General features: G+C 70.4%; 28 protein-coding genes. 16 read left to right on the top strand and 12 right to left on the bottom strand.

The window, feature by feature from the left end; all coding sequences use genetic code 11:
• Nucleotides 1–241: 241 nt before the first annotated feature.
• Nucleotides 242–724 (bottom strand): CarD family transcriptional regulator, encoded by a 483-nt coding sequence (locus ACFZBT_RS33965; protein ID WP_003953493.1) that lies wholly within the window; start codon nucleotides 722–724, stop codon nucleotides 242–244.
• A 600-nt stretch (nucleotides 725–1,324) separates the two neighbouring features.
• On the opposite strand from ACFZBT_RS33965, the gene ACFZBT_RS33960 reads away from it, so the two are divergent.
• Nucleotides 1,325–2,032: a DUF461 domain-containing protein gene (locus tag ACFZBT_RS33960; protein WP_391111982.1), complete on the top strand. Its 708-nt coding sequence runs from the start codon at nucleotides 1,325–1,327 to the stop codon at nucleotides 2,030–2,032.
• A 137-nt stretch (nucleotides 2,033–2,169) separates the two neighbouring features.
• Here the strand turns inward: ACFZBT_RS33960 and ACFZBT_RS33955 are convergent, their stop codons facing one another.
• Nucleotides 2,170–2,850, bottom strand: a complete 681-nt coding sequence (locus tag ACFZBT_RS33955; protein ID WP_030243122.1) for a response regulator transcription factor — start codon at nucleotides 2,848–2,850, stop codon at nucleotides 2,170–2,172.
• Nucleotides 2,847–4,190 (bottom strand): ATP-binding protein, encoded by a 1,344-nt coding sequence (locus tag ACFZBT_RS33950; protein ID WP_391111979.1) that lies wholly within the window; start codon nucleotides 4,188–4,190, stop codon nucleotides 2,847–2,849. Before ACFZBT_RS33950 ends, ACFZBT_RS33955 begins: the two co-directional genes overlap by 4 nt.
• 290 nt (nucleotides 4,191–4,480) lie before the next feature.
• Between ACFZBT_RS33950 and phoU the strand changes: the two genes are divergently transcribed.
• From phoU to ACFZBT_RS33935, 3 genes are all read left to right on the top strand, one after another.
• Entirely contained in the window at nucleotides 4,481–5,185 is a 705-nt protein-coding gene (gene phoU / locus ACFZBT_RS33945) for a phosphate signaling complex protein PhoU (protein WP_391111976.1), read from the top strand.
• A 131-nt stretch (nucleotides 5,186–5,316) separates the two neighbouring features.
• Nucleotides 5,317–5,472: a hypothetical protein gene (locus ACFZBT_RS33940; RefSeq protein WP_391111973.1), complete on the top strand. Its 156-nt coding sequence runs from the start codon at nucleotides 5,317–5,319 to the stop codon at nucleotides 5,470–5,472.
• A gap of 134 nt (nucleotides 5,473–5,606) precedes the next feature.
• On the top strand, nucleotides 5,607–5,858 hold the full coding sequence (locus ACFZBT_RS33935; RefSeq protein ID WP_391111971.1) for an SCO4226 family nickel-binding protein: 252 nt from the start codon (nucleotides 5,607–5,609) through the stop codon (nucleotides 5,856–5,858).
• On the opposite strand, the gene ACFZBT_RS33930 is transcribed toward ACFZBT_RS33935, so the two are convergent.
• Both ACFZBT_RS33930 and ACFZBT_RS33925 read right to left on the bottom strand, forming a co-directional pair.
• Nucleotides 5,852–7,102: a serine hydrolase gene (locus ACFZBT_RS33930; RefSeq protein WP_391111967.1), complete on the bottom strand. Its 1,251-nt coding sequence runs from the start codon at nucleotides 7,100–7,102 to the stop codon at nucleotides 5,852–5,854. The genes ACFZBT_RS33935 and ACFZBT_RS33930 overlap by 7 nt on opposite strands.
• A gap of 56 nt (nucleotides 7,103–7,158) precedes the next feature.
• Nucleotides 7,159–8,463 carry an MFS transporter gene (locus ACFZBT_RS33925; protein WP_391111965.1) on the bottom strand — a complete coding sequence of 435 codons (1,305 nt, stop codon included), beginning with the start codon at nucleotides 8,461–8,463 and terminating at the stop codon, nucleotides 7,159–7,161.
• Between the two features lie 148 nt (nucleotides 8,464–8,611).
• On the opposite strand from ACFZBT_RS33925, the gene ACFZBT_RS33920 reads away from it, so the two are divergent.
• The 5 genes from ACFZBT_RS33920 to ACFZBT_RS33900 all read left to right on the top strand — a co-directional run bounded on the left by ACFZBT_RS33920 (nucleotide 8,612) and on the right by ACFZBT_RS33900 (nucleotide 12,009).
• The gene (locus tag ACFZBT_RS33920; RefSeq protein ID WP_391111962.1) at nucleotides 8,612–9,373 is read left to right on the top strand and encodes a phosphoglyceromutase; all 762 of its coding nucleotides are present in this window, start codon (nucleotides 8,612–8,614) and stop codon (nucleotides 9,371–9,373) included.
• 246 nt (nucleotides 9,374–9,619) lie between these two features.
• On the top strand, nucleotides 9,620–10,504 hold the full coding sequence (locus ACFZBT_RS33915) for a DNA-processing protein DprA (protein WP_391111959.1): 885 nt from the start codon (nucleotides 9,620–9,622) through the stop codon (nucleotides 10,502–10,504).
• 192 nt (nucleotides 10,505–10,696) lie between these two features.
• Nucleotides 10,697–11,278, top strand: a complete 582-nt coding sequence (locus tag ACFZBT_RS33910) for a hypothetical protein (protein ID WP_391112008.1) — start codon at nucleotides 10,697–10,699, stop codon at nucleotides 11,276–11,278.
• A 35-nt stretch (nucleotides 11,279–11,313) separates the two neighbouring features.
• The gene (locus ACFZBT_RS33905) at nucleotides 11,314–11,460 is read left to right on the top strand and encodes a DUF664 domain-containing protein (RefSeq protein ID WP_391112005.1); all 147 of its coding nucleotides are present in this window, start codon (nucleotides 11,314–11,316) and stop codon (nucleotides 11,458–11,460) included.
• Nucleotides 11,461–11,571: 111 nt separating this feature from the next.
• Nucleotides 11,572–12,009, top strand: a complete 438-nt coding sequence (locus ACFZBT_RS33900; RefSeq protein ID WP_391111956.1) for a nuclear transport factor 2 family protein — start codon at nucleotides 11,572–11,574, stop codon at nucleotides 12,007–12,009.
• On the opposite strand, the gene ACFZBT_RS33895 is transcribed toward ACFZBT_RS33900, so the two are convergent.
• Together ACFZBT_RS33895 and ACFZBT_RS33890 are read right to left on the bottom strand one after the other, a co-directional pair.
• Nucleotides 12,010–12,702, bottom strand: a complete 693-nt coding sequence (locus ACFZBT_RS33895; protein WP_391111953.1) for a hypothetical protein — start codon at nucleotides 12,700–12,702, stop codon at nucleotides 12,010–12,012. It abuts the gene before it with no gap.
• 101 nt (nucleotides 12,703–12,803) lie between these two features.
• Entirely contained in the window at nucleotides 12,804–13,229 is a 426-nt protein-coding gene (locus tag ACFZBT_RS33890; protein ID WP_391111950.1) for a DUF2000 family protein, read from the bottom strand.
• 49 nt (nucleotides 13,230–13,278) lie between these two features.
• Between ACFZBT_RS33890 and ACFZBT_RS33885 the strand changes: the two genes are divergently transcribed.
• Nucleotides 13,279–14,073: an AraC family ligand binding domain-containing protein gene (locus tag ACFZBT_RS33885; RefSeq protein WP_391111947.1), complete on the top strand. Its 795-nt coding sequence runs from the start codon at nucleotides 13,279–13,281 to the stop codon at nucleotides 14,071–14,073.
• A gap of 1 nt (nucleotide 14,074) precedes the next feature.
• Here ACFZBT_RS33885 and ACFZBT_RS33880 read toward each other — a convergent pair whose 3' ends face one another.
• Both ACFZBT_RS33880 and mshA read right to left on the bottom strand, forming a co-directional pair.
• Nucleotides 14,075–14,584, bottom strand: a complete 510-nt coding sequence (locus tag ACFZBT_RS33880; protein ID WP_391111944.1) for a YbjN domain-containing protein — start codon at nucleotides 14,582–14,584, stop codon at nucleotides 14,075–14,077.
• Nucleotides 14,577–15,914 carry a D-inositol-3-phosphate glycosyltransferase gene (gene mshA / locus ACFZBT_RS33875; RefSeq protein ID WP_391111941.1) on the bottom strand — a complete coding sequence of 446 codons (1,338 nt, stop codon included), beginning with the start codon at nucleotides 15,912–15,914 and terminating at the stop codon, nucleotides 14,577–14,579. Before mshA ends, ACFZBT_RS33880 begins: the two co-directional genes overlap by 8 nt.
• Nucleotides 15,915–16,223: 309 nt before the next feature.
• Here mshA and ACFZBT_RS33870 point away from each other — a divergent pair, with 309 nt between their 5' ends.
• From ACFZBT_RS33870 to ACFZBT_RS33850, 5 genes are all read left to right on the top strand, one after another.
• On the top strand, nucleotides 16,224–17,090 hold the full coding sequence (locus ACFZBT_RS33870; protein WP_391111938.1) for a calcium-binding protein: 867 nt from the start codon (nucleotides 16,224–16,226) through the stop codon (nucleotides 17,088–17,090).
• Between the two features lie 79 nt (nucleotides 17,091–17,169).
• A complete protein-coding gene (locus ACFZBT_RS33865; protein WP_391112002.1) occupies nucleotides 17,170–17,781 on the top strand; it encodes a dihydrofolate reductase family protein in 612 nt (203 codons plus the stop codon).
• Nucleotides 17,782–17,833: 52 nt separating this feature from the next.
• The gene (locus ACFZBT_RS33860) at nucleotides 17,834–18,658 is read left to right on the top strand and encodes a class I SAM-dependent methyltransferase (RefSeq protein ID WP_391111935.1); all 825 of its coding nucleotides are present in this window, start codon (nucleotides 17,834–17,836) and stop codon (nucleotides 18,656–18,658) included.
• A gap of 212 nt (nucleotides 18,659–18,870) precedes the next feature.
• The gene (locus ACFZBT_RS33855) at nucleotides 18,871–19,995 is read left to right on the top strand and encodes an NlpC/P60 family protein (protein WP_391111932.1); all 1,125 of its coding nucleotides are present in this window, start codon (nucleotides 18,871–18,873) and stop codon (nucleotides 19,993–19,995) included.
• A 278-nt stretch (nucleotides 19,996–20,273) separates the two neighbouring features.
• On the top strand, nucleotides 20,274–21,623 hold the full coding sequence (locus ACFZBT_RS33850; RefSeq protein ID WP_391111929.1) for a SpoIIE family protein phosphatase: 1,350 nt from the start codon (nucleotides 20,274–20,276) through the stop codon (nucleotides 21,621–21,623).
• A 27-nt stretch (nucleotides 21,624–21,650) separates the two neighbouring features.
• Here the strand turns inward: ACFZBT_RS33850 and ACFZBT_RS33845 are convergent, their stop codons facing one another.
• The 3 genes from ACFZBT_RS33845 to ACFZBT_RS33835 form a co-directional block, all read right to left on the bottom strand.
• Complete coding sequence (locus tag ACFZBT_RS33845) at nucleotides 21,651–21,983, bottom strand: DUF2516 family protein (RefSeq protein WP_391111927.1); 333 nt, start codon at nucleotides 21,981–21,983, stop codon at nucleotides 21,651–21,653.
• Nucleotides 21,984–22,103: 120 nt separating this feature from the next.
• A complete protein-coding gene (locus ACFZBT_RS33840; RefSeq protein WP_391111925.1) occupies nucleotides 22,104–22,772 on the bottom strand; it encodes a hypothetical protein in 669 nt (222 codons plus the stop codon).
• An 89-nt stretch (nucleotides 22,773–22,861) separates the two neighbouring features.
• Complete coding sequence (locus tag ACFZBT_RS33835) at nucleotides 22,862–23,581, bottom strand: helix-turn-helix domain-containing protein (protein WP_391111923.1); 720 nt, start codon at nucleotides 23,579–23,581, stop codon at nucleotides 22,862–22,864.
• Nucleotides 23,582–24,051: 470 nt separating this feature from the next.
• Here ACFZBT_RS33835 and ACFZBT_RS33830 point away from each other — a divergent pair, with 470 nt between their 5' ends.
• Nucleotides 24,052–24,645 carry a YybH family protein gene (locus tag ACFZBT_RS33830; protein WP_391111921.1) on the top strand — a complete coding sequence of 198 codons (594 nt, stop codon included), beginning with the start codon at nucleotides 24,052–24,054 and terminating at the stop codon, nucleotides 24,643–24,645.

Here is a 24,645-nt window from a genome sequence, read left to right as displayed (position 1 = left end):
CGGGCGCGACGCGCTCGACCGGACCCTTCCGTGACGCTGGTCGAGCCGGCTGCCCGGGCCCGGCACGCCAAGCAACCGGGGTCGTGAGTGATAACACATCCCGGGGTTACGGTGCACCGGCATCCGAGTACGAACATGCCGCAGCGCCCGGCGACAGGAAATTCGTCATCGGGCACCGCGGCATTTCGATGTGCAGCGTTGATCAAGCATCAAGCAGAGTGCTTGATCGACGGGCTACGCCTCAGGAGGCGAGCACCTCGTCGAGCAGGGCCTCGGCCTTGTCCTCGTTGGTGTTCTCCGCGAGGGCGAGTTCGCTCACCAGAATCTGGCGGGCCTTGGCGAGCATGCGCTTCTCGCCTGCGGAGAGTCCGCGCTCGCGCTCACGACGCCACAGGTCACGCACGACTTCCGCGACCTTGATGACATCGCCGGAGGCGAGCTTCTCCAGGTTTGCCTTGTATCGACGGGACCAGTTCGTGGGCTCCTCGGCGTACGGCGCGCGCAGCACCTCGAAGACCCGGTCCAGCCCGTCCTGACCGACCACATCACGCACGCCGACGAACTCCGCATTGTCCGCTGGCACACGTACCGTCAGGTCGCCCTGGGCGACCTTCAGCACCAAGTAGGTCTTGTCCACGCCTTTGATCTGGCGAGTTTCGATAGCCTCGATCAGCGCGGCCCCGTGATGGGGATAGACCACGGTGTCGCCAACCTTGAACGTCATGTGACAGGTACCCCTTCCGTGGCTATCCAGGGTAACACGGAAACTGCGGGTTCTGAATGGCGTTTTCGCAGGTCAGGGCATATCTCGGGGCTTGACAAGTCCGACAGGAACGTGCTTCGGCCAGGGGATGGAAGAAGGTATTCGCAGGTGGGAGCGGCTGTCCGGGGTGAGCGAAACGCGTACGTTACACGTATCCGAAGCCCCCTCCAGACGGCCGAACATCCCGATATGTCCTGTTCCGTATGATCGACTTCCGCTACTCCGTTCGGTGGCCCGAGCGGGGTTCCGGTCGAATCCAAAATTGATCACGAGGCCTCCCGGCGGGTCGTCGGTGATCAATTCCGGGGCGGTCCGCGCATTCCTTCACGGAAGTTTTGCGGTACCGCCCGGGACGCTTATGTGAATGCCGGACGAGCACTCCGCCAATGTGACCCGGGAGTCACATGTGATGCGGGAGTCAGTTGTGACGCAGGTGGGATCAGAGGTGCCGGGGGGTCGGGTGCGGCCGCGTGGGAACGGCTCGGTAACCTGAGGCCTGCTGACACACACTTAGGGCGGCTTTATCGGCCGCTCTGCTCGAGTCAAGGAGTTGCCGCCGCCGTGAGCAGCAGCCTTCGACGCGGCGCCCTCGCCGCTGCCGCCGTCGCGTTCTCGATCGCCTCGCTCGCCGCGTGCGGCGCCGGCAACAGCGCCCAGACACTGGAGATCAAGCCGGACAACGCGGCGACCAGCGTGGGCGACATCAAGATCCAGAACGCCGTCGTGATCACCCAGCCCGACCTGGAGTCGACCGGTCCGGCCGCGATCTCCGCGACCTTCTTCAACTCCGGCAGGACCGCCGAGACGCTGGAGTCCATCACCCTGCCCGGCACGGGCAAGACCGCCGAGCTCAAGCCCGCCAAGGGCGGCAGCCTCAGCGTCCCGGCCGGCGGCTCGCTGATCCTGGGCGGCAAGGGCAACGCCACGGCCATGCTGCCGAGCAGCCGTGAGGCCGTGCGGGACGGCAACGCCCAGAAGGTCACCTTCACCTTCAGCAAGACCGGTGACGTGAGCCTGCGGGCGTTCGTCGTCCCCGCCGAGCACTACTTCAAGGAGTGGGGCCCGTCCGAGGTCCCGGCCGCGCCGGGCGCGTCGGGCGCCCCGTCCGGTTCGCCGTCGGGTTCGCCGTCCGGTTCTCCGGCCGAGGGCGAGTCGGGCGCGCCGGAGAGCCCCGCCGCCGGTGAGACCCCGGGCGGTCACGAGTCCCCGGCCACGCCGACCGACGCGGCCTCGGCGAGCGCGACGGGTGGCGCGGGCGCCGGGCACTGACCGTCGTAGGACAGTCGTAGACAGCAGACACAAGGGCGGGACCTCCTCCGGGAGGTCCCGCCCTTGTGTCTGTCTACAGCTGCCCGGCGGCCGGTCCACGGCTGCCGGCGGCCGGTCTACGGCTGCCGGCGGCCGGTCTACGGCTCGAACTTGTAGCCCAGGCCGCGGACCGTCACCAGGTAGCGCGGGGCGCCCGGGTCCGGCTCGATCTTGGCGCGCAGGCGCTTGACGTGGACGTCGAGGGTCTTGGTGTCACCGACGTAGTCGGCGCCCCAGACCCGGTCGATGAGCTGCATCCGGGTCAGCACGCGCCCGGCGTTGCGCAGCAGCATCTCCAGCAGGTCGAACTCCTTCAGCGGGAGGTCGATCTTGGTGCCGCCGACGGTGACCACGTGCCGGTCGACGTCCATACGGACCGGGCCGGCCTCCAGCGCTGCGGGGGTCACCTCCTCGGGCTCGCCGCGGCGGCGCAGGACGGCCCGGATACGGGCGACCAGCTCGCGCGAGGAGAAGGGCTTGGTGACGTAGTCGTCGGCTCCTATCTCCAGGCCTACGACCTTGTCGATCTCGCTGTCCTTGGCGGTCACCATGATGACGGGGACGTTGGAGCGGCCGCGCAGCTGGCGGCACACCTCGGTGCCCGGCAGGCCGGGCAGCATCAGGTCGAGGAGGACGAGGTCGGCGCCGTTGCGCTCGAACTCGTCGAGTCCGTCGGGGCCCGTGGTCGCGACCGCGACCTCGAAGCCCTCCTTGCGGAGCATGTACGACAGGGCGTCGGAGAAGGACTCCTCGTCCTCGACGACGAGCACTCGGGTCACGGAAGGACCTCCGGGGCGGGAAGCGTTTCGTACGCGGTTGATTCGGGGGATGTGGGGGTGGACCGCCCGGCCTCCTCGTCGAGGCCCGCGCCTCCTGCGCGCTCGTGTCGGGCGGGCTGCTGATGTGCGCGGTCGCGGGCCGCACCGGCCTCCGGCAGCCGCAGCGTGAAGGTGGAACCCTGGTTCTCGGCGCTCCACACGGAGACCTCCCCGCCGTGCGAGGCGGCCACGTGCTTCACGATCGCCAGCCCCAGTCCCGTACCACCGGTGGCACGGGAACGAGCGGGGTCGACGCGGTAGAAGCGCTCGAAGATGCGCTCCTTGTCCTTGTCGGAGATGCCGATGCCCTGGTCGGTGACGGCGATCTCGATGTGCTCCCCGCCGGACGCGTTCACCCTGCGGGCGGCTATGCCGACGCGGGTACGGGCGGGCGAGTAGTTGACCGCGTTCTCGACGAGGTTGCCTAGGGCGGCGGCGAGCTGGCCGCGGTTTCCCCAGATCTGCAGGTCGGCGGTGCCGCCCGCCCGTCGCCCGCCGCCACCCTGATCGAGCCCTTCGGGCGGCGATACGTTCGAGGCCATCGTGATCTGTTTGGCGCCGGCCTGGTGCCGGCAGCGGTCGATGGCCTCGGCGACGAGTTCGTCGACGCGGACCGGCTCGGCGTCCTCCAGCGGGTCGTCGTTCTGCACGCGCGACAGGTCGATGAGCTCCTGCACCAGGCTGGTCAGCCGGGTGGCCTCGATCTGCATGCGCCCGGCGAACCGCTCGACGGCCTCGGGGTCGTCGGAGGCGTCCATGACGGCCTCGGAGAGCAGGGAGAGGGCGCCGACCGGGGTCTTCAGCTCGTGGCTCACGTTGGCGACGAAGTCGCGCCGGACCGCCTCGATCCGGCGGGCCTCGGTGAGGTCCTCGACGAGCAGCAGCACCAGCCGGGAGCCGAGCGGCGCGACCCGCGCGGAGACGGCCAGGGCCTCACCACGTCCGGTACCGCGCCGCGGCAGGTCCAGCTCCACCTGGCGTATCTCCCCGTCGCGCCGGGTGTCCCGGGCCATCTGCAGCATCGGCTCGACGGCGAGCTTGCCGCCGCGGACCAGCCCGAGGGCGTACGCCGCCGAGCTCGCCTTGACCACGGCGTCCGCCTCGTCGAGTACGACGGCGGAGGACCTGAGGACCGACAGGACGGTGTCCACGCCCGGCGGAAGCACCGGGTCCGTGTGCAGGGAGGTACGGGTGGGGCGCTTCTGCTCGCGCTCGCTCCACCGGAACGCCAGCATGGCGATGACACCGGTGAGCACCCCGGCGATCGCAGCCACTGCGGCGACCGCCGCGTTCACGTCCATGCACCCAGGTTAGGCATGGCTCGGGCACGGGCCACAGCCGTCGGACTGCGACCTCGAACACTCGTCGCCCAGAGTTCACCTTGGAGCCAGTATTGGTTCATTTGGGATGACGGAAACGGACGCGTACAGGCCGGAACGTGGGAGCGTGGGGTTCGGACCGTTGGTGATACGACGGTCGTACCGCCGGTGGTGACCCGACGGTCGTACCGCCGGTTGTTCGGCGGGCCCCGGCTCGTTCGGTGGGCCACGGCCCTCGAACCCCCGACACAGACGCACGAGAGGGAAGCCTGATGCGGGACGCGTACCACGAGGAACTGGACTCGATCAGCGACAGTCTGGTGGAAATGGCCCGGCTGGTCGGATCGGCGATCGGGCGCGCCACCACCGCCATGCTCGACTCCGATCTGAAGCTGGCCGAGGCCGTCATCGAGGCCGACCAGCGGGTCGACGAGCTCCAGCACGACCTGGAGGCCCGGGCCATAGCCCTGCTGGCACGGCAGCAGCCGGTGGCGACGGATCTGCGCATCGTCGTCACGTCGCTGCGGATGTCGGCCGACCTGGAGCGCTCGGGCGACCTCGCCCAGCACGTGGCGAAGCTCGCGCGCCTGCGCTACCCGGACCGCGCGGTCCCCAGCGACCTGCACGCCACCATCCTGGAGATGGGCCAGCTCGCGCAGCGCCTGATGGCCAAGGCCGCCGAGGTCATCGTCACCAAGGACGTCGACCTGGCGCTCCAGCTGGAGCAGGACGACGACGAGATGGACCTGCTGCACCGCACCCTCTTCCAGCACCTGATGGACGACCGCTGGAAGCACGGCATCGAGACGGCCGTGGACGTCACGCTGCTGGGCCGCTACTACGAGCGGTTCGCCGACCACGCGGTCTCGGTCGCCAAGCGTGTGGTGTACCTGGTGACGGGTGAGCACGCCGACGAGCTCCAGACGGATGTGCAGCCGGAGATCCAGGCGGTGGCCACGGAGGCGGAGAGCGCCTGAGACCGGGGGCGGGTGAGGATCGGCCGGGGCGCGCGGAAGCCTCAATGCGCCGTTGATGCGCCCAGCGGAGGGGGCATCCAATGGGCACAGGCACCAGCCTGGACACAGGCACCAGCCTCAAGGAGGAACCCATGGCCGATTCCCCCAGCACCAAGCCCGACCCCACGCAGCAGCGCGAGACCGAGCAGCCCGCCGAGGTCAGGAACCTGACCCTGATCGCCGCGTGCGGCTGCGGCTCGGGCTGCGGCTGCGGGTGCCAGTCGGGCAGCCCCTGCCAGTGCGGCTGAATTCCGTAGGGCTCCCGGCGGTACGCCGCCGGGGCCCTACGGCGTTGAGGTCGCCCGCGTGCGCGTACGGGCGGAGCATGGAACTGGGAGTTCCAGGGTCCCGCTGAAGGGTCGTACGGAAGGAGGCGCGGGCCATGGCCAAGTTCATGGATGTCCACCACAGCATGAAGGGCATCACGGAAGAGCAGCTGCGTGAGGCCCACAACGCGGACCTCGCCATCGAGGGCGAGGAGCAGGTCCACTTCGAGAGGGCCTGGGCGGACCCGGAGTCGGGCCACGTCTACTGCCTCTCCGAGGCGCCCTCGGCCGAAGCCATCCAGCGCGTTCACGAGCGCGCCGGGCACAAGGCCGACGAGATCCATCCGGTGCCGCTGTCGGTTCAGTGAGGTGAGGTGAGCGGCCGGCGGCAGAACTCGGCTTCGACGGCGGCGTCCTCCAGTCGCTGCTCGCCCCAGTCGCCGTTGCGGTTCATGGCCATGACCTGCCGGCCGTCCGCCGAGGCCAGAGCCCGGGTCGCGGAGCCGGGGATCATGCCGCCGTGGCCCCAGGCCCAGCATCCCTCCGCGAGCTTGAAGTGCCGTAGGCCGAGTCCGTAGACGTCCTGGGGGCCGCCGTGTCCCTTGTCCCCGTCGACGGGAACGGCGTCGAGCAGTTGCCGCTGCTGTGCGGGCGGCAGCAGCTCACCGCCGAGCAGCCTGGACAGGAAGGTGTTCACATCGCCGACCGTCGAGATCAGCTGCCCCGCGGAGAAGGCGACCGTGGGGCTGAACTCCGTGACGTCGCGCACCTTCGCCCGCGGCCCGTCCTCGAAGAGCGTGGAGTAGTGCCGGGCGTGCGGTGAGGGCAGTCGGGGCGAGGTGCCCGGCACGCTCGTGCCGCGCAGGCCGAGGGGCCGTATGACGAGGCGCTCGACCTCGTGCGCGTAGCTGCGGCCGGTGGCCTTCTCCACGACCATGCCGGCGAGGACGTAGTTGGTGTCCGAGTAGTCCCACCTGCCGAGGCGGCCGGGCCTGCTGCCCTGCTCCGGCTGGAAGTTCGGCGGGTGGGCGAGGGCGATGTCCACCAGGTCCTCCGGGGACCATCGGACGTGCCGGTTGCGGTCGAACTCGTCCCCCGCGTACTCGGCCCGGAAACCGGCGTCCATGTTGTAGTCGAAGATCCCGCTCGTGTGGTTGAGCAGGTGCCGCACGGTGATGTGCCGGGGCCGGTAGCCCTTGCCGTGCACCACCCCCGGCAGCCACTCATCCACGCTGTCGTCCAGCGACAGCTTCCCCTCGGCTTCGAGCTTCAGGAGCACGGTGGCGGTGAAGGTCTTCGTCACGCTGGCGATACGGAACCGGTCGTGGGTGCTCCGCGGGCGCTCGGAACCGAGCCTTCGGACTCCGGCCCGGGCGTCCCACACGCCGTGCCGGTCGCGCACCTGGGCGATGACGCCGGGGGTGCCCTGGGCGACGATCTCGTTCAGCACGGCCTGGGTCTTCTGATGTGCTGCCCGGCCGTCTGCCGGTAATCGAGGCGGAGGGGGATCGGACGGGCCGGCCACGGCGGTGGCGGCGACGGCGAGCGTGGCAAGGCCGACGAGGGCGGTGAGGAGGAGACGCGACGACTTCTGCTGTCCGTGGTGAGCCATGGACACAGCTCATCAAGCGCCGTGTCCGCGCACATCGGGAACATCCCGGAACGGGATCAGGGGCCGGAGGCGGAACGCTCCGGGACCTGCCCTAGGGACGCCGCGACGGACTCCTCCTGCTTCTCCTCCGTCGTCGCGTCCGGCAGCCGTCTCATCAGCAGCCCGTATCCCAGCCCGGCCACCGTTCCGACCACCGCGCACAGTCCCCACAGCCACTCCGCCCCGACCCGGTCGATGACACAGCCGGACAGCAGCGGGGCGACGAGGGCGGCGACGGACCAGGACATCGTGTACATGCCCTGGTAGCGGCCGCGGCCGTGCAGCGGGGACAGCCGGACGACCAGGCCGGTCTGCGTCGGGGCGTTGACGATCTCGGCCAGAGTCCAGACGCACACCGTGAGGGCGATGACGCCGACCGACCCGGCGAAGGCGGTGAGGGCGAAGCCGTACCCCGCGAGGAGGGAGGACACGACGAGCAGCCGGCGGGGGTCGCGGTGCTCGATGAACCGGGTGACGGGGATCTGGAGGACGACGATCAGTACGCCGTTGACGGCGATCGCCATGCCGTACTCGGCCGGCGTGAACCCGGCCTCACCCATCGCCACCGGCAGCCCCACCGACCCCTGCTGGAAGATCAGCGCGACGAGGAAGGACAGCCCGACGACGCCCATGAAGCGCCCGTCGCGCAGCACGGTGCCGAGGCTGACGGAGTCGCCCCCGCCCGCCCGCGCGCTCCCCGTCCCGGCCGTCTCGTCCGTTTCGTCCGGCTTCGATTCCGGCAGCCTCAGGAAGACGAGGATCGCGCAGGCCATCGTCATACCGGCCTCGATCAGGAACCCGGCGCGGTAGCTGACCTCGGCGATGAACCCCGCGGCCATGGAGGACACCGCGAAGCCGAGGTTGATGGCCCAGTAGTTCAAGGAGAAGGCGCGGATACGGTCCTCGGGCCGCACGATGTCCGCCATCATCGCCTGCACGGCAGGCCGCGACGCGTTGCTCGCCATACCCACGAGGAAGGCGACCCCGGCGATCGCGACCGGGTCGTGCACGAACCCGAGGAGCGCGACGGACACGGCGGTCGAGGCCTGCGCGATGAGGAGCGTCGGCCGCCGGCCCAGCCGGTCGGTCATCACCCCGCCGCCCAGCGAGGAGATCACTCCGCCGAGCCCGTGCAGGGCGGCGACCAGACCGGCGTACGTGGCGGAGTAGCCGCGGTCGAGCGTCAGGTACAGCGCCATGAAGGTGGCGACGAAGGCGCCGAGCCGGTTGACGAGCGTGCTCGTCCACAGCCACCAGAACTCGCGGGGCAGCCCCGAGACGGTCTCCTGGACTGCACGTCTGGCGCGGACGGCGTACGGCATGGACTCCCCCGGATGTAAGCGGCGCGTGCGGCAAGCACAAGTTACAAATGGGGGTGGGGGGCGGGCCACTCAATTAACAGGTCCGGTCAAACGTCCGCCTGCCGGGCAGCCACGCGAACGGGCGAATGCGTGGATTACGCTCTGGGGCATGGCCGACGCACCGTACAAGCTGATCCTCCTCCGCCACGGCGAGAGCGAGTGGAACGAGAAGAACCTGTTCACCGGCTGGGTGGACGTCAACCTCACCGCGAAGGGCGAGAAGGAGGCGACGCGCGGCGGCGAGCTGCTCAAGGACGCCGGCCTGCTCCCCGACGTCGTGCACACGTCCCTCCAGAAGCGCGCCATCCGCACGGCGCAGCTCTCCCTGGAGTCCGCCGACCGCCTCTGGATCCCGGTCCACCGCAGCTGGCGCCTGAACGAGCGCCACTACGGCGCCCTGCAGGGCAAGGACAAGGCGCAGACACTCGCCGAGTTCGGCGAGGAGCAGTTCATGCTGTGGCGCCGGTCCTACGACACCCCGCCCCCGGCGCTGGACATCGACGCCGAGTACTCCCAGTTCGCCGACCCGCGCTACGCGACCCTCCCTCCGGAGCTGCGCCCCCGGACGGAGTGCCTCAAGGACGTCGTCAACCGCATGCTCCCGTACTGGTTCGACGCGATCGTCCCGGACCTGCTGACGGGCAAGACGGTCCTGGTCGCGGCCCACGGCAACTCCCTGCGCGCCCTGGTCAAGCACCTCGACGGCATCTCCGACGAGAACATCGCGGGCCTCAACATCCCGACGGGCATCCCGCTGTCGTACGAGCTCGACTCGGACTTCAAGCCGGTGAAGCCGGGGGGGACGTACCTGGACCCTGAGGCGGCTGCGGCTGCGATCGAGGCGGTCAAGAACCAGGGCAAGAAGAAGTAGCTCGACGCTCCTCGGGCCCCCGAGCTGCGGATTCTTCGCAGGTCGGGGGCCCTCCTGGTGAGGGGGCGTCGCTGGGCGTCAGGTGCGGCCCCGCGACGACCCCGCGGCGTACGCGGATCGAGGACGAGCGGTGACCGGAGGGTTCAGAACAGGATCGGCCTGAAGCCCGCGCTGGACGGTCACGCATCGACCATCTCAGCCATCTCGGTCGGGGGCTGCCACTCGGGTTCTTCCTATACTTGCCGCATGGACCACGAGCTAGAGCGAGCCGCACTCGTCGCACTCCTGCGGCGCGGCGATCGCCCGTGGCCCGAGCTGACCGATCAGATCGAGTCCGTGGGGAGCGCCCGGGACATCCTCGAGAACGCCCTCGACAGCTCAGGGCAGAGCGCTCTCTTCGACACCGAGCCTGCTGTGGACCTGGATGCCGTCGCTGCCGAGATCGCCGCATGGGAGCGCGAGGGCATGCGTCTGGTGACGGTGTTGGACGAGGACTACCCGCTCTATCTACGGCTCGTCCACCAGCGTCCGCCGTTTCTGTTCCTGCGCGGAACATCAGTCGAGGACGATCTACGGGTCGCCGTCGTCGGTACTCGTACGCCCACGCCGGAAGGCATTCACCACGCCCGCGCCATCGCGGGTGGGCTCGCTGAACGGGGTGTCACCGTGGTCAGCGGCCTCGCCGCCGGCATCGACACGGCCGCGCACGGCACCGCCCTCGCTGTCGGCGGGCGCACAGTGGCTGTCATCGGCACCGGCCTGCGGCGGGCCTATCCGGCACAGAACGCCGGACTGCAGCGGGAGATCGTCGAGCGAGGACTGGTGATTTCCCAGTTCTGGCCGGACGCACCGCCGTCCAAGACATCCTTCCCCATGCGTAACGCCGTGATGAGTGGCTACAGCCTCGCCACGGTTGTCGTGGAGGCCGCCTACCGCAGCGGCGCCCGCATGCAGGCCCGCCTGGCCCTGGAACACGGCCGCCGGGTCTTCCTCATGCGCTCCCTCATGACCCACGAATGGGCTCGGGAATACGCGAGCCGACCCAACACCACCGTCATCGACGGACCGGACGACGTCTTCAGCCAACTCGGATCGCTCGTGCCCACCACGGGCGAGCTCACCTGGGCGTAAGCGGCGGACCACGTGGCGACCGTCGCTGAGCTATCCGCCCGCTACGCCAACTTTCTCGTTCACCCTTTACTGCCGGGACACGGCGTGTGCCAGGTCTGTCGTGGCACGGCGAATCCTGGCTACCCCACCTGCTGGCAGTGCCAGGAGGCCAGAAAGATCTTAGGCTCGAAGGTCGCCGACGCCGTGATTCCAGTGAGCTTGGCCCTCAAGAGCGAGCAGTACGCGAACGAACTCTGGCGCTACAAGAACGCCCCGGGAGCACAGCAGCAGCACTTCCGGATGGGACTGGCCGCCGTCCTATGGCGCTTTCTCGCCCTTCACGAAGGCTGTATCACGGCCCACTGCGCCGTGCCCGGCTTCGATACCGTCACCACGGTGCCCAGCACCAGCGGCCGGGAGACTCATCCGCTACGGACCATGGTGGCCGACATGGTCGGCGCGACTCGCGGCCGCCACCGCGACCTGCTCGTCCCGGCGCCGAACGCGGTCGACCTCGGCCGTGTGGCATCACTCTCGCGTTACTCCTCCTCGGCGCTGTGGGGCGAGAACATCCTGCTCGTCGACGACACGTGGACCACAGGCAATCACGCCCAGTCCGCAGCGGCAGCTCTGAAGGCGGCGGGCGCGGGCAGCGTTGCCATCGTCGTCCTCGGCCGGCACCTCAACCTCACGTACGGCGACACGGCGACGCTCGTCGAACAGGCCCGACTGCGCAGCTTCTCCTGGGATGTCTGCGGGCTACGGCCGTGGGAACACAGCCTGAACATGCAGTAGCGGAACGCCCTCGTCGATGAGCGCAGCGCCCTGCTCTGGAACAGGGCGGTCGGCGACCGTCAGAACCCGGCGGGCGGCTTCAGCTGCGGGATGTTTTGGTGGCGCATATCGCGGAGTACGCGCGGCACTGCGGCCACGCCGATCTTCTGCGTGAGTTGATCGAAGGTCGCGTCTGGCAATGACGACGTCTTGACCTCGGCGTGCGGCTCATGACCTCTCGGGTAATCGACCGCGGTCCCCTCCCCCGGCAGGATCAGACGTGTCCAACGCCAGCGTGACGTGAGGAGAGCGCCGTGTCCGTCAAGGTCAGTTCCGCAAAGCCGACTTCTGACGTATCCACCCGCACCGTCGTCGAGGAGTTCCTCGCCGCCCGGCTCGCCGGGGACACCGGGCGGCTGACGGAGATCTTCGCCGACGAAGTCGACTGGGTGCTTGCCGAGAATCCCGGGGTGCCGTGGATTCGGCCCCGGTCCACTGGCGCCGAGTGTGCGGCTCAGGGCGCGGAGTTGGCTGAGTACACCGTGCCTGAGGACGCCCGCGCCTCCGTCGACGTCTTTCTCGTGGACGGGAAGGACGCCGTGCTGACGGGGTATTTGGCGGGGACCGTACGGGCGACGGGGAAGTCCTTCGAGGGGCCGTTCGCGTTGCGGCTCACCGTCGAAGGCGGGCGGATCACGCGGCACCACCTGTATGAGAACAGCTTGTCGATCGCCGAGGCATGCACCCCGTGATCAGGCCTCCCGGACCAGCCGCCAGTACTGCCGCTTCTCCTCGTCCCGTACGACCACGCCCAGCCGCAGCAGTTCACCGCGCAGTTCCCGGGCGTCGTCGGCGTCGTCCGAGTTCTTTCGAGCCCGCGCGCGTGCCCTGAGCAGGGCGTCCGCGCCCTCGGGGAGGCCGGGGGTGCCGGGGACCCAGCGGCGGAACTCGGTGCGGTACGGGTCCTCCTGCGCCCAGGGGTAGCCGTACGCGGTGAGAGTGCCGGTCAAGCGTGGCCAGGGCAGGCCGCAGTGCTCGCGGGCCAGTTCCATGCCGTCCGGGGCCAGGACGACCAGGTGCTTGCCGTCCCGGAAGAGCGCCGCGATCTCCTCGCGGGCGAACGACTGGGCGCTGTCCCTGATGGTCAGGGTCACGTGCGTGTCGGAGATGCTCACCGACAGCGACTCGTGCACGGCGGTGAGGCCCAGCAGCAGTCCGGCCAGGGCGCCCGCCGCGACCGTCCCCAGGGTGAGGGCGGGTTCCGGGACCGAGGTCAGCAGTGCGGCCGGGCCCTCCAGCGGTGCCCACGGCAGGCTCAGCAGCCAGCGGGCGAGGAGGGGGAGCAGGGCGCCGGCGACGGCACCGCAGCCGACGCAGAAGAGCACGATGGCCCAGGTCGATTCCGCGAGTTCGGCTCCCATGGGGACCTTCTTGGCTTCCTCCATGGGAAGGAGTCTCGGGACGTGCCGTCCGTCCTGTCATCAACCGTTGGTCTACGTGCCCCCGACTTTGGTCGCTCCGCCGACGCGACGGCACGGCCCAAGGGTCACGGGTGCATCCGCGCCCCCTTCACCACCTTGTCCACCGCGTTCCTCGGGCCGTAGACCAGGAGGCCGACCAGGTCCAGGTCCGCCGTCGGCACCGCCCGCACCGCCGCGCGGTTGTCGCGGTCGTTGCCCGTCGCGAACAGGTCGGACGTGAAGATCGCGCGGGGGAGGGAGCGGGACAGGGCCTTGGTGTGGGCCGTGGTCAGGGTTTCCTTCGTGGCCTCGAAGACCATGACCGGCTGGCGGAACATGGGGAGGCAGGGCACGCCGTCCGCGTCCTCGTACGGTTCGCCGATCACCTCGGGGAGCTGGGTACCCAGGCCGCTGACCAGGAACGATGTGACATTGAGGCGCTGCCACTGCTCCAGGTCCGCGCGCAGCAGCACGGCGATCTTCGTGTCGAAGCGGATCGGTTCGGTGTTCATGATCTGAGCGTGCCCGCCGGGCCTCGACCAGGTCTTGTACGTTCTTTGCATGGCCTCACAGCCCGCCCGGGTCGTATCCGCCTGGCGGCCCCGCGTACCGGGTGTCGTCGAGGTCTTCCACGCGCGGTTCACCGAGTACGCGTATCCGATGCACGTCCACGAGGCCTGGACGCTGCTGATCGTCGACACCGGTGCCGTGCGGTACGACCTCGACCGGCACGAGCACGGGACGCCGCACGACACCGTGTCGCTGCTGCCACCGCATGTGCCGCACAACGGCTCTCCCGTCACCGCGGAGGGGTTCCGCAAGCGGGTGCTGTATCTCGACGGGACGTATCTCGGGGACGAGTTCATCGGGGCCGCCGTCGACCGGCCCGATCTGCGCGATCCGTTGTTGCGGCGGCGCGTCGGACAGTTGCACGGCACGCTGACGCGGCCCGGTGAGGAACTGGAGGCCGAGAGCAGGCTGCTGTTCGTCGGGGAGCGGCTGCGCGGGCATCTGCGGGGCGACCTCGCCGCGTCCCGGCCGCCCGATCCCGTACTGGCCCGGCGGCTGCGCGAGTTGCTGGACGAGCGGGTGGTCGAGGGGATCGGGCTGCGGGAAGCCGCCGGGCTCGTCGGGGGCCATCCGGCCCATCTCGTACGGGCGTTCAGTGCCGCCTACGGCATCGCCCCGCACCAGTACCTGACGTCGCTGCGCGTGGGCCGCGCCCGGCGGATGCTGCTCGACGGGCAGCCGCCGAGTGAGGTGGCGGTGGCGACCGGGTTCTACGACCAGTCGCATCTCACGCGGCACTTCCGGAGGCTGGTGGGGGTGCCGCCCGGGCGTTACCGCGCGGGCTGAATCAGCGCTCGGGGCGCTGCGTCAGGTGTGCGAACGCGTCCAGGTTGCGCGTCGACTCGCCCCGGGACACCCGCCACTCGTACTCCTTGCGGATCGCCGAGGCGAAGCCCAGCTCCAGGAGGGTGTTGAAGCTGCCGTCCGCCGCCTCCAGGACCTGGCCGAGCAGGCGGTCCAGTTCGTCGGCGGTGACGGCGGCGAGGGAGAGCCGGCCGGTGACGTAGACGTCGCCGTGCTGGTCGACGGCGTAACTCACGCCGTAGAGCTTGAGGTTGCGTTCCAGCAGCCAGCGGTGGACGGCCGGTTCGTTCTCGTCGGGGTGGCGGATGACGAAGGCGTTCAGGGAGAGGGAGTGGCGGCCGACGATCAGGGAGACCGTGGTCTTGAGCTTGCGGGTGCCGGGGAGCTGCGCGACGTAGGTGCCGGGCTCGGGGCTCTCCCACTCCAGGTCGGCGTCCTTCAGCACTCCCTCGATGACCTGTGCCGCGCGCTGTTCCTGACCGGTTTCACCCATGGTGCGAGCGTACGCGACGGCGGTGTGCCTGCATCGCGGCCGTGTAGACGTCCGCTGTGGCGGCGGCCGCGGTGTCCCAGCCGAAGGACTGGGCGTGGCGGGCGGCCCGCTCGCCCATGCGGGGCGCCAGGTGCGGGTCGTCGGCGAAGTCGCCCAGCACGCGCGCGTAGTCGGCGGGGTTGTGGCCGTGTACGAGGAAGCCGGTGTGTCCGTCGCGGACGGCCACCGGCAGGCCGCCGACCGAGGCCGCCAGCACGGGGGTGCCCGCCGCCTGGGCCTCTATGGCGACCAGGCCGAAGGACTCGCTGTAGGAGGGCATGACCAGGAGGGAGGCGGCGCGGAACCAGTCGGCGAGCTGTTCCTGGCCGACCGGCGGGCGGAACCGTACGACGTCCGCGATGCCGAGGCGTGCGGCGAGCTTCTGCAGGCCCTCGGGTTTGGCGAGGCCGCTGCCGCTGGGGCCGCCGACGACGGGGACGAGGATGCGCGAGCGGAGTTCGGGGCGCTCGTCGAGGAGGACGGCTACGGCCCGCAGCAGCACGTCGGGGGCCTTCAGGGGCTGGATGCGGCCCGCGAAGAGCGGGATCAGGGCGTCCTGGGGGAGGCCGAGACGGGCGCGGGCGGCGGCGCGGCCGTCGGCGGGCGAGAAGCGGGTGAGGTTCACGCCGGGGTGGACCACGGCGAGTTTGTCGGGGTCGGCCGCGTAGTGCCGTGCCAGTTCGTCGGCCTCGTCGGTGGTGTTGGCGATGAGGCGGTCGGCGGCGGCGACGATCTGGGTCTCGCCGATGACGCGGGCGGCCGGCTCGGGGCTGTCGCCGTCGGCCAGGTTGGCGTTCTTGACCTTGGCCATGGTGTGCATGGCGTGCACCAGGGGGACGCCCCAGCGCTGGGAGGCGAGCCAGCCGACATGGCCGGAGAGCCAGTAGTGGGAGTGGACCAGGTCGTAGTGGCCGGGGCGGTGGCCGGCCCAGGCCTGCATGACGCCGTGGGTGAAGGCGCAGAGCTGGGCGGGGAGGTCCTCCTTGTTGAGGCCCTCGTAGGGGCCGGCGTCGATGTGCCGGACGAGGACGCCGGGGGCCAGCTCGACGGTCGGCGGGAGGGCGGCGGCGGTCGCGCGCGTGAAGATCTCGACCTCGACGCCCTGCGCGGCGAGGCGCTGCGCGAGTTCCACGATGTAGACGTTCATGCCGCCCGCGTCGCCGGTGCCCGGCTGGTGGAGCGGGGAGGTGTGCACGGAGAGCATGGCGACGCGGCGGGGCCTGCGGTGCAGCCTCAGGCGCGCGGGCGCGGACGCGGAGCGCCGCCCGAGCCTGCCGATGTACTGGCTCACGTGGCGTTCCTCCTCGCTCCGGGCATGCCTCACGCAGGACGCGCTGTGCCCTGCACGGGGGTGAACACCGGAAGGGCGCACTCCATTTCCTCGTTCGATTCCCTGTTCGCGACTTTTACCGAATCATTACCGGTCATCGCTCAACCGTTCGAGGGTGGGAGGTGCCCCGGAGTACCCGAATCCGCCGATTCCGGGAGCGTGACCAGCAGGTGAACTCGGTCTGACGACTCCGGTGAGCGGACAACCGGGCGTCTGCCACGCATGTCACCCACCACGAAAGGATCCACAATCGCCTCACGGAGGATCGCAATGCTCTCTCGCCCCGCCGGCCGCCGGCTGTTACGCGCCGCATCGGTTCTCACGCCCGTACTCGGCACCGCCCTGGCCGTCCCGCTCGCCCTGGCCGCCCCGGCCGCCGCCGCGGCGCCGACGGCCACCGCCTCGGTGAACGAGTACGGCTGGCACCTCACCTACACGGCCGCCCCCGGGCAGGCCAACAAGGTGGCCATCACCCAGTCGTACACCGGCGACCGCTCGCACTTCACCTATGTGATCGACGACGTCGTCCCGATCAGCGCCGGGGCCGGCTGCGGCCATCCCGACAGCGCGGACAAGACCAGGATCTCCTGCACGGTCGAGGCCCCCGAGAGCCAGTCCCCGCTCAACTCCATGGAGATGGACCTCGGCGACGGCGCCGACACCGCCTCCTTCGACAACGCCACCGACCAGGTCTACTACTTCAACACGGTCGAGCTGGGCGACGGCGCCGACCAGTGGACCGGTGCCACCGGCAGCCGCGTGGACGGCACCTCCGTCCAGGGCGGCGCGGGCGACGACATCATCCGGGCGGGCGCGCTGGGATACGCCGGCGGCGGGGCCGGCGACGACACCCTCTACGCGGGCACCGAGGGCGAGATCGTGGACGGCGGCGCGGGCGACGACGTCCTGCACGGCGGCGCCGGTGACCAGATCCTGCGCGCCGACGACGGTGACGACACGGTCTACGGCGGGGCCGGCGACGACGAGATCTACGGCGGCAGGGGCGACGACATCCTGCACGGCAACAGCGGCGCCGACCGGATCTGGGGCAACAGCGGCGACGACGAGCTGTACGGCGGGCCCGGCGCGGACACGCTCTCCGGCGGGCCGGGCAGGAACGTCGTCCGCCAGGAGTGACGCGGTTCTCCCCGTTCGGGGGCCGATGAGTTTCCGCGTCCCGGGGCGTCTGGCTCACTGAGGAGAGGAGAGGGTCATGATGAAGCTCGTGGTGCAGGAGTTCCTGTCGCTCGACGGTGTCTCCCAGGGGCCGGGCGCCCCGGACGAGGACACCAGCGGCGGTTTCGAGCGGGGCGGCTGGTTCGTGCCGCACCTGGACGAGGAGTTCGAGCGGCTGGCCGGCAGCTGGCTCGGTGAGGCGGACGCGCTGCTGTTCGGCCGCCGTACGTACCAGAACTTCGCCCGGGACTGGCCGACGATGACCGACCATCCCTTCGCCGGGATCATGAACGGTCTGCCGAAGTACGTCGCCTCCCACAGCCTGACCACGGCCGGCTGGAACCCGACCACGGTCCTGTCCGGCGACGTCCCGGCCCAGGTGGCGGAGGTGAAGCGGCTGCCCGGCCGGGAGATCCAGATCCACGGCAGCGCCCGGCTCGCGCAGTCCCTGCTGGCCGCCGGGCTGGTCGACACACTGCGGCTGGTGATCGCCCCGGTCGTGGTGGGGCAGGGCCGCCGCCTCTTCCCGGACGGCGGGGCACCGGCCGGGCTGCGGCTCACCGACCACCGGGCGACGCCGGGCGGGCTGTCCGTGCATGTCTTCGAGTCGACGGGGGTTCCCGTATTCGGGACGTACGGGGGCGGCTCCTGAGGACAGACAAGGGCCACTCCTGAGGATCCCGGGGCCGCATACCCTCGTACGCATGACATCCCGCCAGGCGACCCGCCCCCGCGTCGTGGGAACGGTGACGCGCGGGACGACCAACCCCAACCGCCTGCGCCGTATGGACCGCTGGATCGCGGCCACGCACGGCGCGGAGCTGCGCCGTGCCGCCGACCCCGTGACGGTCGATCTCGGCTACGGCGCCGCCCCCTGGACAGCCGTCGAGCTGCTGCACCGCCTGCGTACAGTCGCGCCACGCACGCGCGTGGTGGGCGTCGAGATCGAGCCCGCCCGGGTCGCGGCGGCGCTGCCGTACGAGCGGGCGGGGCTCGTCTTCCGGCACGGCGGCTTCGAGCTCCCCCTCCCCCAGCGGCCCCTGCTCGTCCGGGCGGCGAACGTGCTGCGGCAGTACGAGGAGGGCGAGGTGGCGGCCGTGTGGGAGCGGCTGTGCGGGCGGCTCGCCCCGGCCGACCCGGCCACCGGTGCGCGCGGCGGGCTGCTGGTCGAGGGGACCTGCGACGAGATCGGGCGGCGGCACGTGTGGGTCGCGCTCGGTCCGGAGGGGCCGCGCACGGTCACCTTCGCGACCCGGCTCGGCTCCCTGGAGCGCCCCTCGGACCTGGCGGAACGCCTGCCGAAGGCGCTCATCCACCGCAACGTCCCGGGCGAGCCGGTGCACGCCTTCCTGCGCGACTTCGACCGCGCCTGGGCGGCCGCCGCGCCCTATGCCTCCTACGGCGCCCGCCAGCGGTGGATCCGGGCGGTACGGGACCTGACGGCTGACTGGCCGGTGGCGGACGGGCCGGGGCGGTGGCGGCAGGGCGAAGTGACGGTGCGGTGGGAGGCGTTGGCCCCGCGGGGCTGAGGCTCACCGCCAAGGCCGGGCATAGACCGGCACGCCCCTCCGGGAACGATCTCTATGAGTCGTTCGTCACACAGGCGGGGAGATCGTCATGCCGGGGGCATACCGGTGCGGGGGCGGCGGGAAGCACTACCTCTGTCGCTTTGCGCGCCGTCATGGCAGCATCCCCAGACGAACCGGATGTTACTGACGGTTAATCAGTTGGGGGCTGAGGTATGGGAACGGGCAAGCGTGGCCTGATCGCGACGGCTGTGACCGTGGTCTGCGCGATCAGCGTGCTGGCGGCACCGGGCACGGCGTTCGCGAGCCCCGGCCCGGAGCCGACACCGAGCGCGAGCCCGACGCCCGGCCCCAGCAAGGACCTCGAGGCCGTCCGCAAGAAGCTCGACAAGCTCTACCGCGCCGCGGGCCGCGCCACCGACGAGTACAACGCCGCCGAGGAGAAGGCGGACAAGCAGTCCGCCGAGGTCGTCGAACTGGCCAAGAAGATCGTCAAGGGCAAGGAGAAGCTGGCCAGGCTGAAGGACCGCGCAGGTGCCTCGGCCGCCGCGCAGTACCGCGGGGGCGGGCTGCCGCCCGAGGCCCATCTGACGCTCAGCGACGACCCGCAGCAGTTCCTCGACGGAGCGGTCCGGGTCCGCCAGGGCCAGCACGCGGCCAAGGGCCTGATGGGCGAACTGGCCCGCACACAGCAGGACTTGGAGCAGTACGCCAAGGACGCCTCCGCGCAGTGGAAGAAGCTGGAGGCGGGCCGCAAGGCCAAGGCCGCCGCGCAGAAGAAGATCGAGAAGCAGATCAAGCAGGCGGAGAAGGTCGAGTCCGAGCTGCGGAAGGACGAGCAGAAGCGCCTCGCCGAGCTGGAGAACGCGGCCGCGGCCAAGGCGCAGTCCGCCTGGCTCGGATCCGGCGTCCTCGACGAGATCAGCGGAAAGGCGTCCGCGCAGGGCAGGAAGGCCGTCGAGTACGCCACGGCCCAGATCGGCAAGCCGTACAAGTGGGGCGCCGAGGGCCCGAAGACCTACGACTGCTCCGGGCTGACCTCACAGGCCTGGATATCCGCCGGCCGCGGCATCCCGCGCACCTCGCAGGAGCAGTGGAAGCGACTGCGGCACATCGACGTCCAGGACATGCGGCCCGGCGACCTCATCATCTACTTCGACGACGCCAGCCATGTCGCCATGTACATCGGCGACGGGGCGATGGTGCACGCCCCGCGCCCCGGGCGGGACATCACCGTCGCGGGAGCGGGATCCATGCCTATCCTCGGGGTGGTACGGCCGGATCCCGGCACCGACGCCGACGCCGGCACCGACGCCGACGCCGACGCCGACGCCGGGTGAACATATCGGGCATCGGGCACCTTTGGTGACCCGGCCCACGTGACCCACCGCACGCCGGGCCCCCGGCAAACGGAGTGTCGGCGTGACGTTCGTCATCTCCGCGGCATCTCCGGCCTGTCCAACTGCGGTACATATCGCGGCATATGACACTGGCCGATGGCGCGGCGACGTGGCTCACACCATTCCAATGCGGCGCCGACACCCGCTATGGTCCCCGTCGGTGGGTCGAGGTCCCTCGCCCCCGCCATGCCCTCGGGGGGAGGGAAGGAACCCAGACAATGCCCGTACCCATACCGCGGCAGAGAGCGATCCCGGCCGTGGAGAGTGGTCAGGCGCAGGCCGCGTCCCCGTGTGGGGGCTCCGCCGAGGACTCCGTCAAGGACGCCTCGGCCGCTGCCCCGCGCACGCCGGACACCGCCGGGAACAGCACGGAGAAGGTGGAGAACCACACCGCCCACACCAATCTGACCCTGCTGCTGATCGAGGACGACCCGGCCGGTTCGCCGATCGTGCCGGACATGCTCGACCAGGCAGGCAAGCCGATCCGCGTCCGCACGGCCCGCAATCTGACCGAGGCCGGGCGGCTGCTGACCGACGACGTCCACTGCATCCTGCTGGACCTCGCGCTGCCGGCGCCCGGCCACAGCGACTCCGAGGACGAGCTCGCCGTGCTCAGGCACGTGCTGGAGCTCGCACCCCGGCACGCCGTCCTGGCGCTGACCGCGTCGGGCGACGCCGAGCGCGGCGCGGAGGCGGTGCGCGTGGGCGCCCAGGACTACCTGTTCCGCGACGAGCTGGACGGCCGGCTGCTGAGCCGCGCGATCCGCTACGCGGTGGAGCGCAAGCGTTCCGAGTCGGCCGAGCGCCGGCTCGCCGAGGGCCGCCTGCGGGCCCAGGAGAACCGCCGCCTGGAGCGCGGTCTGCTGCCGACCCCGCTGCTGGAGGGCTCTCCGCTGCGGTTCGCCGCCCGCTACCGCCCGGGCCGCTCGCGCGCCCTGCTCGGCGGTGACTTCTACGACGTCGTCCGCACCCCGGACGGCACCGTGCACGCGATGATCGGTGACGTGTGCGGTCACGGCCCGGACGAGGCCGCCCTCGGCGTGGAGCTGCGGATCGCGTGGCGCGCGCTGACGCTGGCGGGCCTCTGCGGCGACCAGCTGCTGGGCACGCTGCAGCAGGTGCTGGAGCACGAGCGGGCCGACGACGAGATCTTCGCGACGCTGTGCATGGTGGACATCGCGCCGGACGGCCGGCGGGCCGGCCTGTGCCTGGCGGGCCACCCCTCGCCGCTGCTGGCCCGCCCGGGCAAACCGGCGCGGCTGCTGCCGTACGACAACAACGGCCCGGCCCTCGGGCTGCTGCCGGGTGCCCGCTGGCCTCGTATGCAGGTGGAGCTGGGTGCCGAGTGGAGCCTGATGCTCTACACCGACGGTCTGATCGAGGGCCATATCGGCCAGGGCCGGGAGCGGCTCGGCCAGGACGGGATGACCGAGATGATCCGCCGCCAGTTCGCCGAGGGCCTGCGGGGCGAGCGGCTGCTGCGGGCGGCGGTGAACGAGGTGCGCGACCTCAACGGTGGCGAGCTGACGGACGACGTGGCGGTACTGCTGCTGGACCGGGTGCCGTAGCCCGGCCGGGGCGGCGGGACCGGTCGGTTACCGTCCGCCGTTCCAGGGGCCGTACGGGCCGTCGCTGCTGGAGCCGCGGCCGGTGCGGCCGCCTCCGGGGAGCGCGCGGATGGCCGGGCGGACGTCGACCATGTACACGATCGTCGCGATGAGCCCGATGATCGGCAGGAACGACAGGATCGGGAAGAGCAGGTTCACCACGAAGGCCAGACCGAGGATGATCAGCCAGAACGGCTTGGTCTTCTTGTCGGCCGCGCGGTACGCGTCCTCCCGCCGGACGGCGGCGTCGAACAGAGCGAAGCCGCTGAAAATGATCAGGGCCATGCTCAGAAGCCACATAAACCCTGCGAAGCCCTGCATCAGCACAACGTCCACCACCAGACTCGGCTCGTCCCTACGCGGTCACCGTACCCGTACAACGGGCCGGACACCCCCAGGGTGCCCGGCCCGCGTCAGCCTCCGCGCTTACTTCCTCCGCGCTTACTTCGCCGGCGGCGTCTTCTTGGCGACGGGCTTGCGCGCCGGAGCCTTCTTGGCGGCGGGCGCCTTCTTCGCCGGGGTGGCCTGGGCCTTGGTGCCGGCGGGCTTCGCCGGCTCCTCCTTGACCTCGACCGGCTGGGGCTTCGGCTCGACGGCCACGGCCAGCTCCTCGACGCCCTCGGCGACGTCCTCGATGCTCTCGGCGGCCTCGCCGCGCCAGGTCCGCACGGCCTGCTCGCCGTGCTCGGCGACCTTCTCGTAGGTCTCCCGGGCCTTGACGGCGTACTCGGCGGCCACGCCGACCCCGCGCAGCGCGAAGTCCTGGGCGTTCTCGCCGAACTTCCGCAGGTCGGCGTCGAGGTTGCTGCCGAGCTTCTTGAAGTCGGCGTCGAGGGAGCCGATGAACCCCGTGACCTTGGTCTGCAGCGTCTCCTGCGTCTCCTTGACGCGGGCGGAGGCCTCCTTGGCCCGGGCGGACGCCTTCTCCTGGACGGCCTTGGTGTCGGTGTTGCGTACGGCGTCGATCCGCGCCGGAGCCTCGGCCCGCAGCTGCTCCACGAGGGCCGGCACCTTCTTCGCCTGCTGGAGGGCGAGGTCGGCGGTGCCCGCGGCGAAGTAGAGCGGGGTCGGGTCGCTGAGGGTCTTGCGCAGGTCGTCGGTGATGGCCATGGTGAGGGTCCTCCCGGATTCTTTTTCGCTTGAGGGTTCGGCTGAGGGTGGTGTGATCCGCAGCGGAGCGGCCGGTGCCCTGGTCCGGCTCAGCCGGCCGTCTGCTGCGGGTCGGTGTCACTGCCGCCGGTGGCCTTGCGGGTGCGGCGGGGGGCGGGCGTACCGCCGGTGTTCTTGCGGGTGCGGCGGGGGGCGGGCGTACCGCCGGTGTTCTTGCGGGTGCGGCGGGGGGCGGACGACGTACCGCCGTCCTTCCCGCTGAACAGGCCGCCTGCGGGCTCGCCGCCGTCGCCCGTGCGGGTCCGGCCTTCGGCGGGCTGCCCGCCGTCGGCCGTGCGAGTGCGTCTGCGTATCTCGGTGCCGCCGTCCGGGACGTCCCCGTGCGCGTCCGCCGCGCCTTCTGCGACCACGACGCCGACGACAGCCGAGTCGGCGGAGCCGCCCGCGCCGTCGCCGGTCCCGAACCCGTTCTCCTTGCGGAAGGACTCGTAGATCTGGAGCAGCACCTGCTTCTGCCGCTCGTTCAGCGTCGGGTCCGCGAGGATGACCGCACGCGTCTCCACTTCGTCCCGGTCCCGCTCGGCGTCGAGAATGCCGGCCCGGACGTACAGCGTCTCGGCGGAGATCCGCAGGGCCTTGGCGACCTGCTGCAGCACCTCCGCGCTCGGCTTGCGCAGCCCGCGCTCGATCTGGCTCAGATACGGATTGGACACCCCGGCGGCATCGGCGAGCTGCCGCAGCGACAGCTGCGCGTTGCGCCGCTGCTCGCGCAGGTAGTCACCGAGATTGCCGACGTTGAGTGATGCCATGCCTCCACGGTGCCGCACCTCGCTAACTATTGCAAGCACCCGCTTGCAAAAGTGCGCCGCGCCACGCCGCACACGGCCGAGCGCGCGAGCGGCAGCGCGCCTGGCGCCGCAGCAGCCCGTCCGGTCGCCGCCCACCGGAGGGTCGCCCGGCGGCAGTGTTGTGCGTCTGGCGCAAACTGAGCGTTCAGGCGCCCGGAATGGGCCGTTCCCGATTACGGCAAATGATGTTCCGGAAACGGCGATGCCCCCAGGTCCTCACGATTCAGTCGGTGTTCCGTTTCAATGTCTAAAGCAGACGAAAAAGCGGATCGACGCCCTCTGCTTTTCCGGAAGGGTTGACAGAGGCCAGTTTCGGAATGTTGCATGACGTCATCAACGGGGCGGGGTGGCAAACGGGGGCCATTCAACGGGGCCGACGCCATAGCGGCGTTCTATCGACCTGCTGCCATCTCCATTTCGGGGGAGATGCCATGAGTAAAATCAAGCTCACGTTGTCGATCGCCACCTCGGCAATTGCGTTCACGGCCGCGAGCATCGCAGGCCCTACCTTCATCCAAACCCAGGTGGCGAATGCGTCGACGGCCGCGGACGAGTCACCTGCCACCGCGGTCCCGGCGGACGTCAGGGGGACACCGAAATCCGCCGGCACGCCGGCCGAGTTGCTGCAGCTCCTGGGCGAGCGGATCAAGGCCAAGGACGTGGACGGAATCATCGCCCTCCATGAGTCCGAAGCGGCTGTCGTCAATTACGACGGATCGATCATCAGGGGCCACAAGGAAATACGGGCGTTCTACGTCGACTGGTTCAAGTCCGATCCGGTGCTCACCGTCAACCCTCGCCAGACTGTGCTGGCCGGAGGGAAACGCACAGGCGACAAGGTGCGTAACCGCACGGCGGCCATAATGGGCGACTATTCCCTGGAGCAGACCGCTCCGGACGGTTCTCGCGAAAAGTTCACCGGAAATTTCTGCGACACCGTGCAAGAGCAGCCGAACGGTACGTGGCTGTACGTCCAGGACAACCCTTACCCGCCCCACGGCAGCGCAGCACCGGCCCACCACTGA

It is taken from the genome of Streptomyces sp. NPDC008137, from assembly GCF_042957035.1.
Taxonomy (GTDB): domain Bacteria; phylum Actinomycetota; class Actinomycetes; order Streptomycetales; family Streptomycetaceae; genus Streptomyces.
The sequence above is the reverse complement of the archived record's forward strand: the minus strand, read 5'-3'. Positions and strand labels throughout refer to the sequence as shown.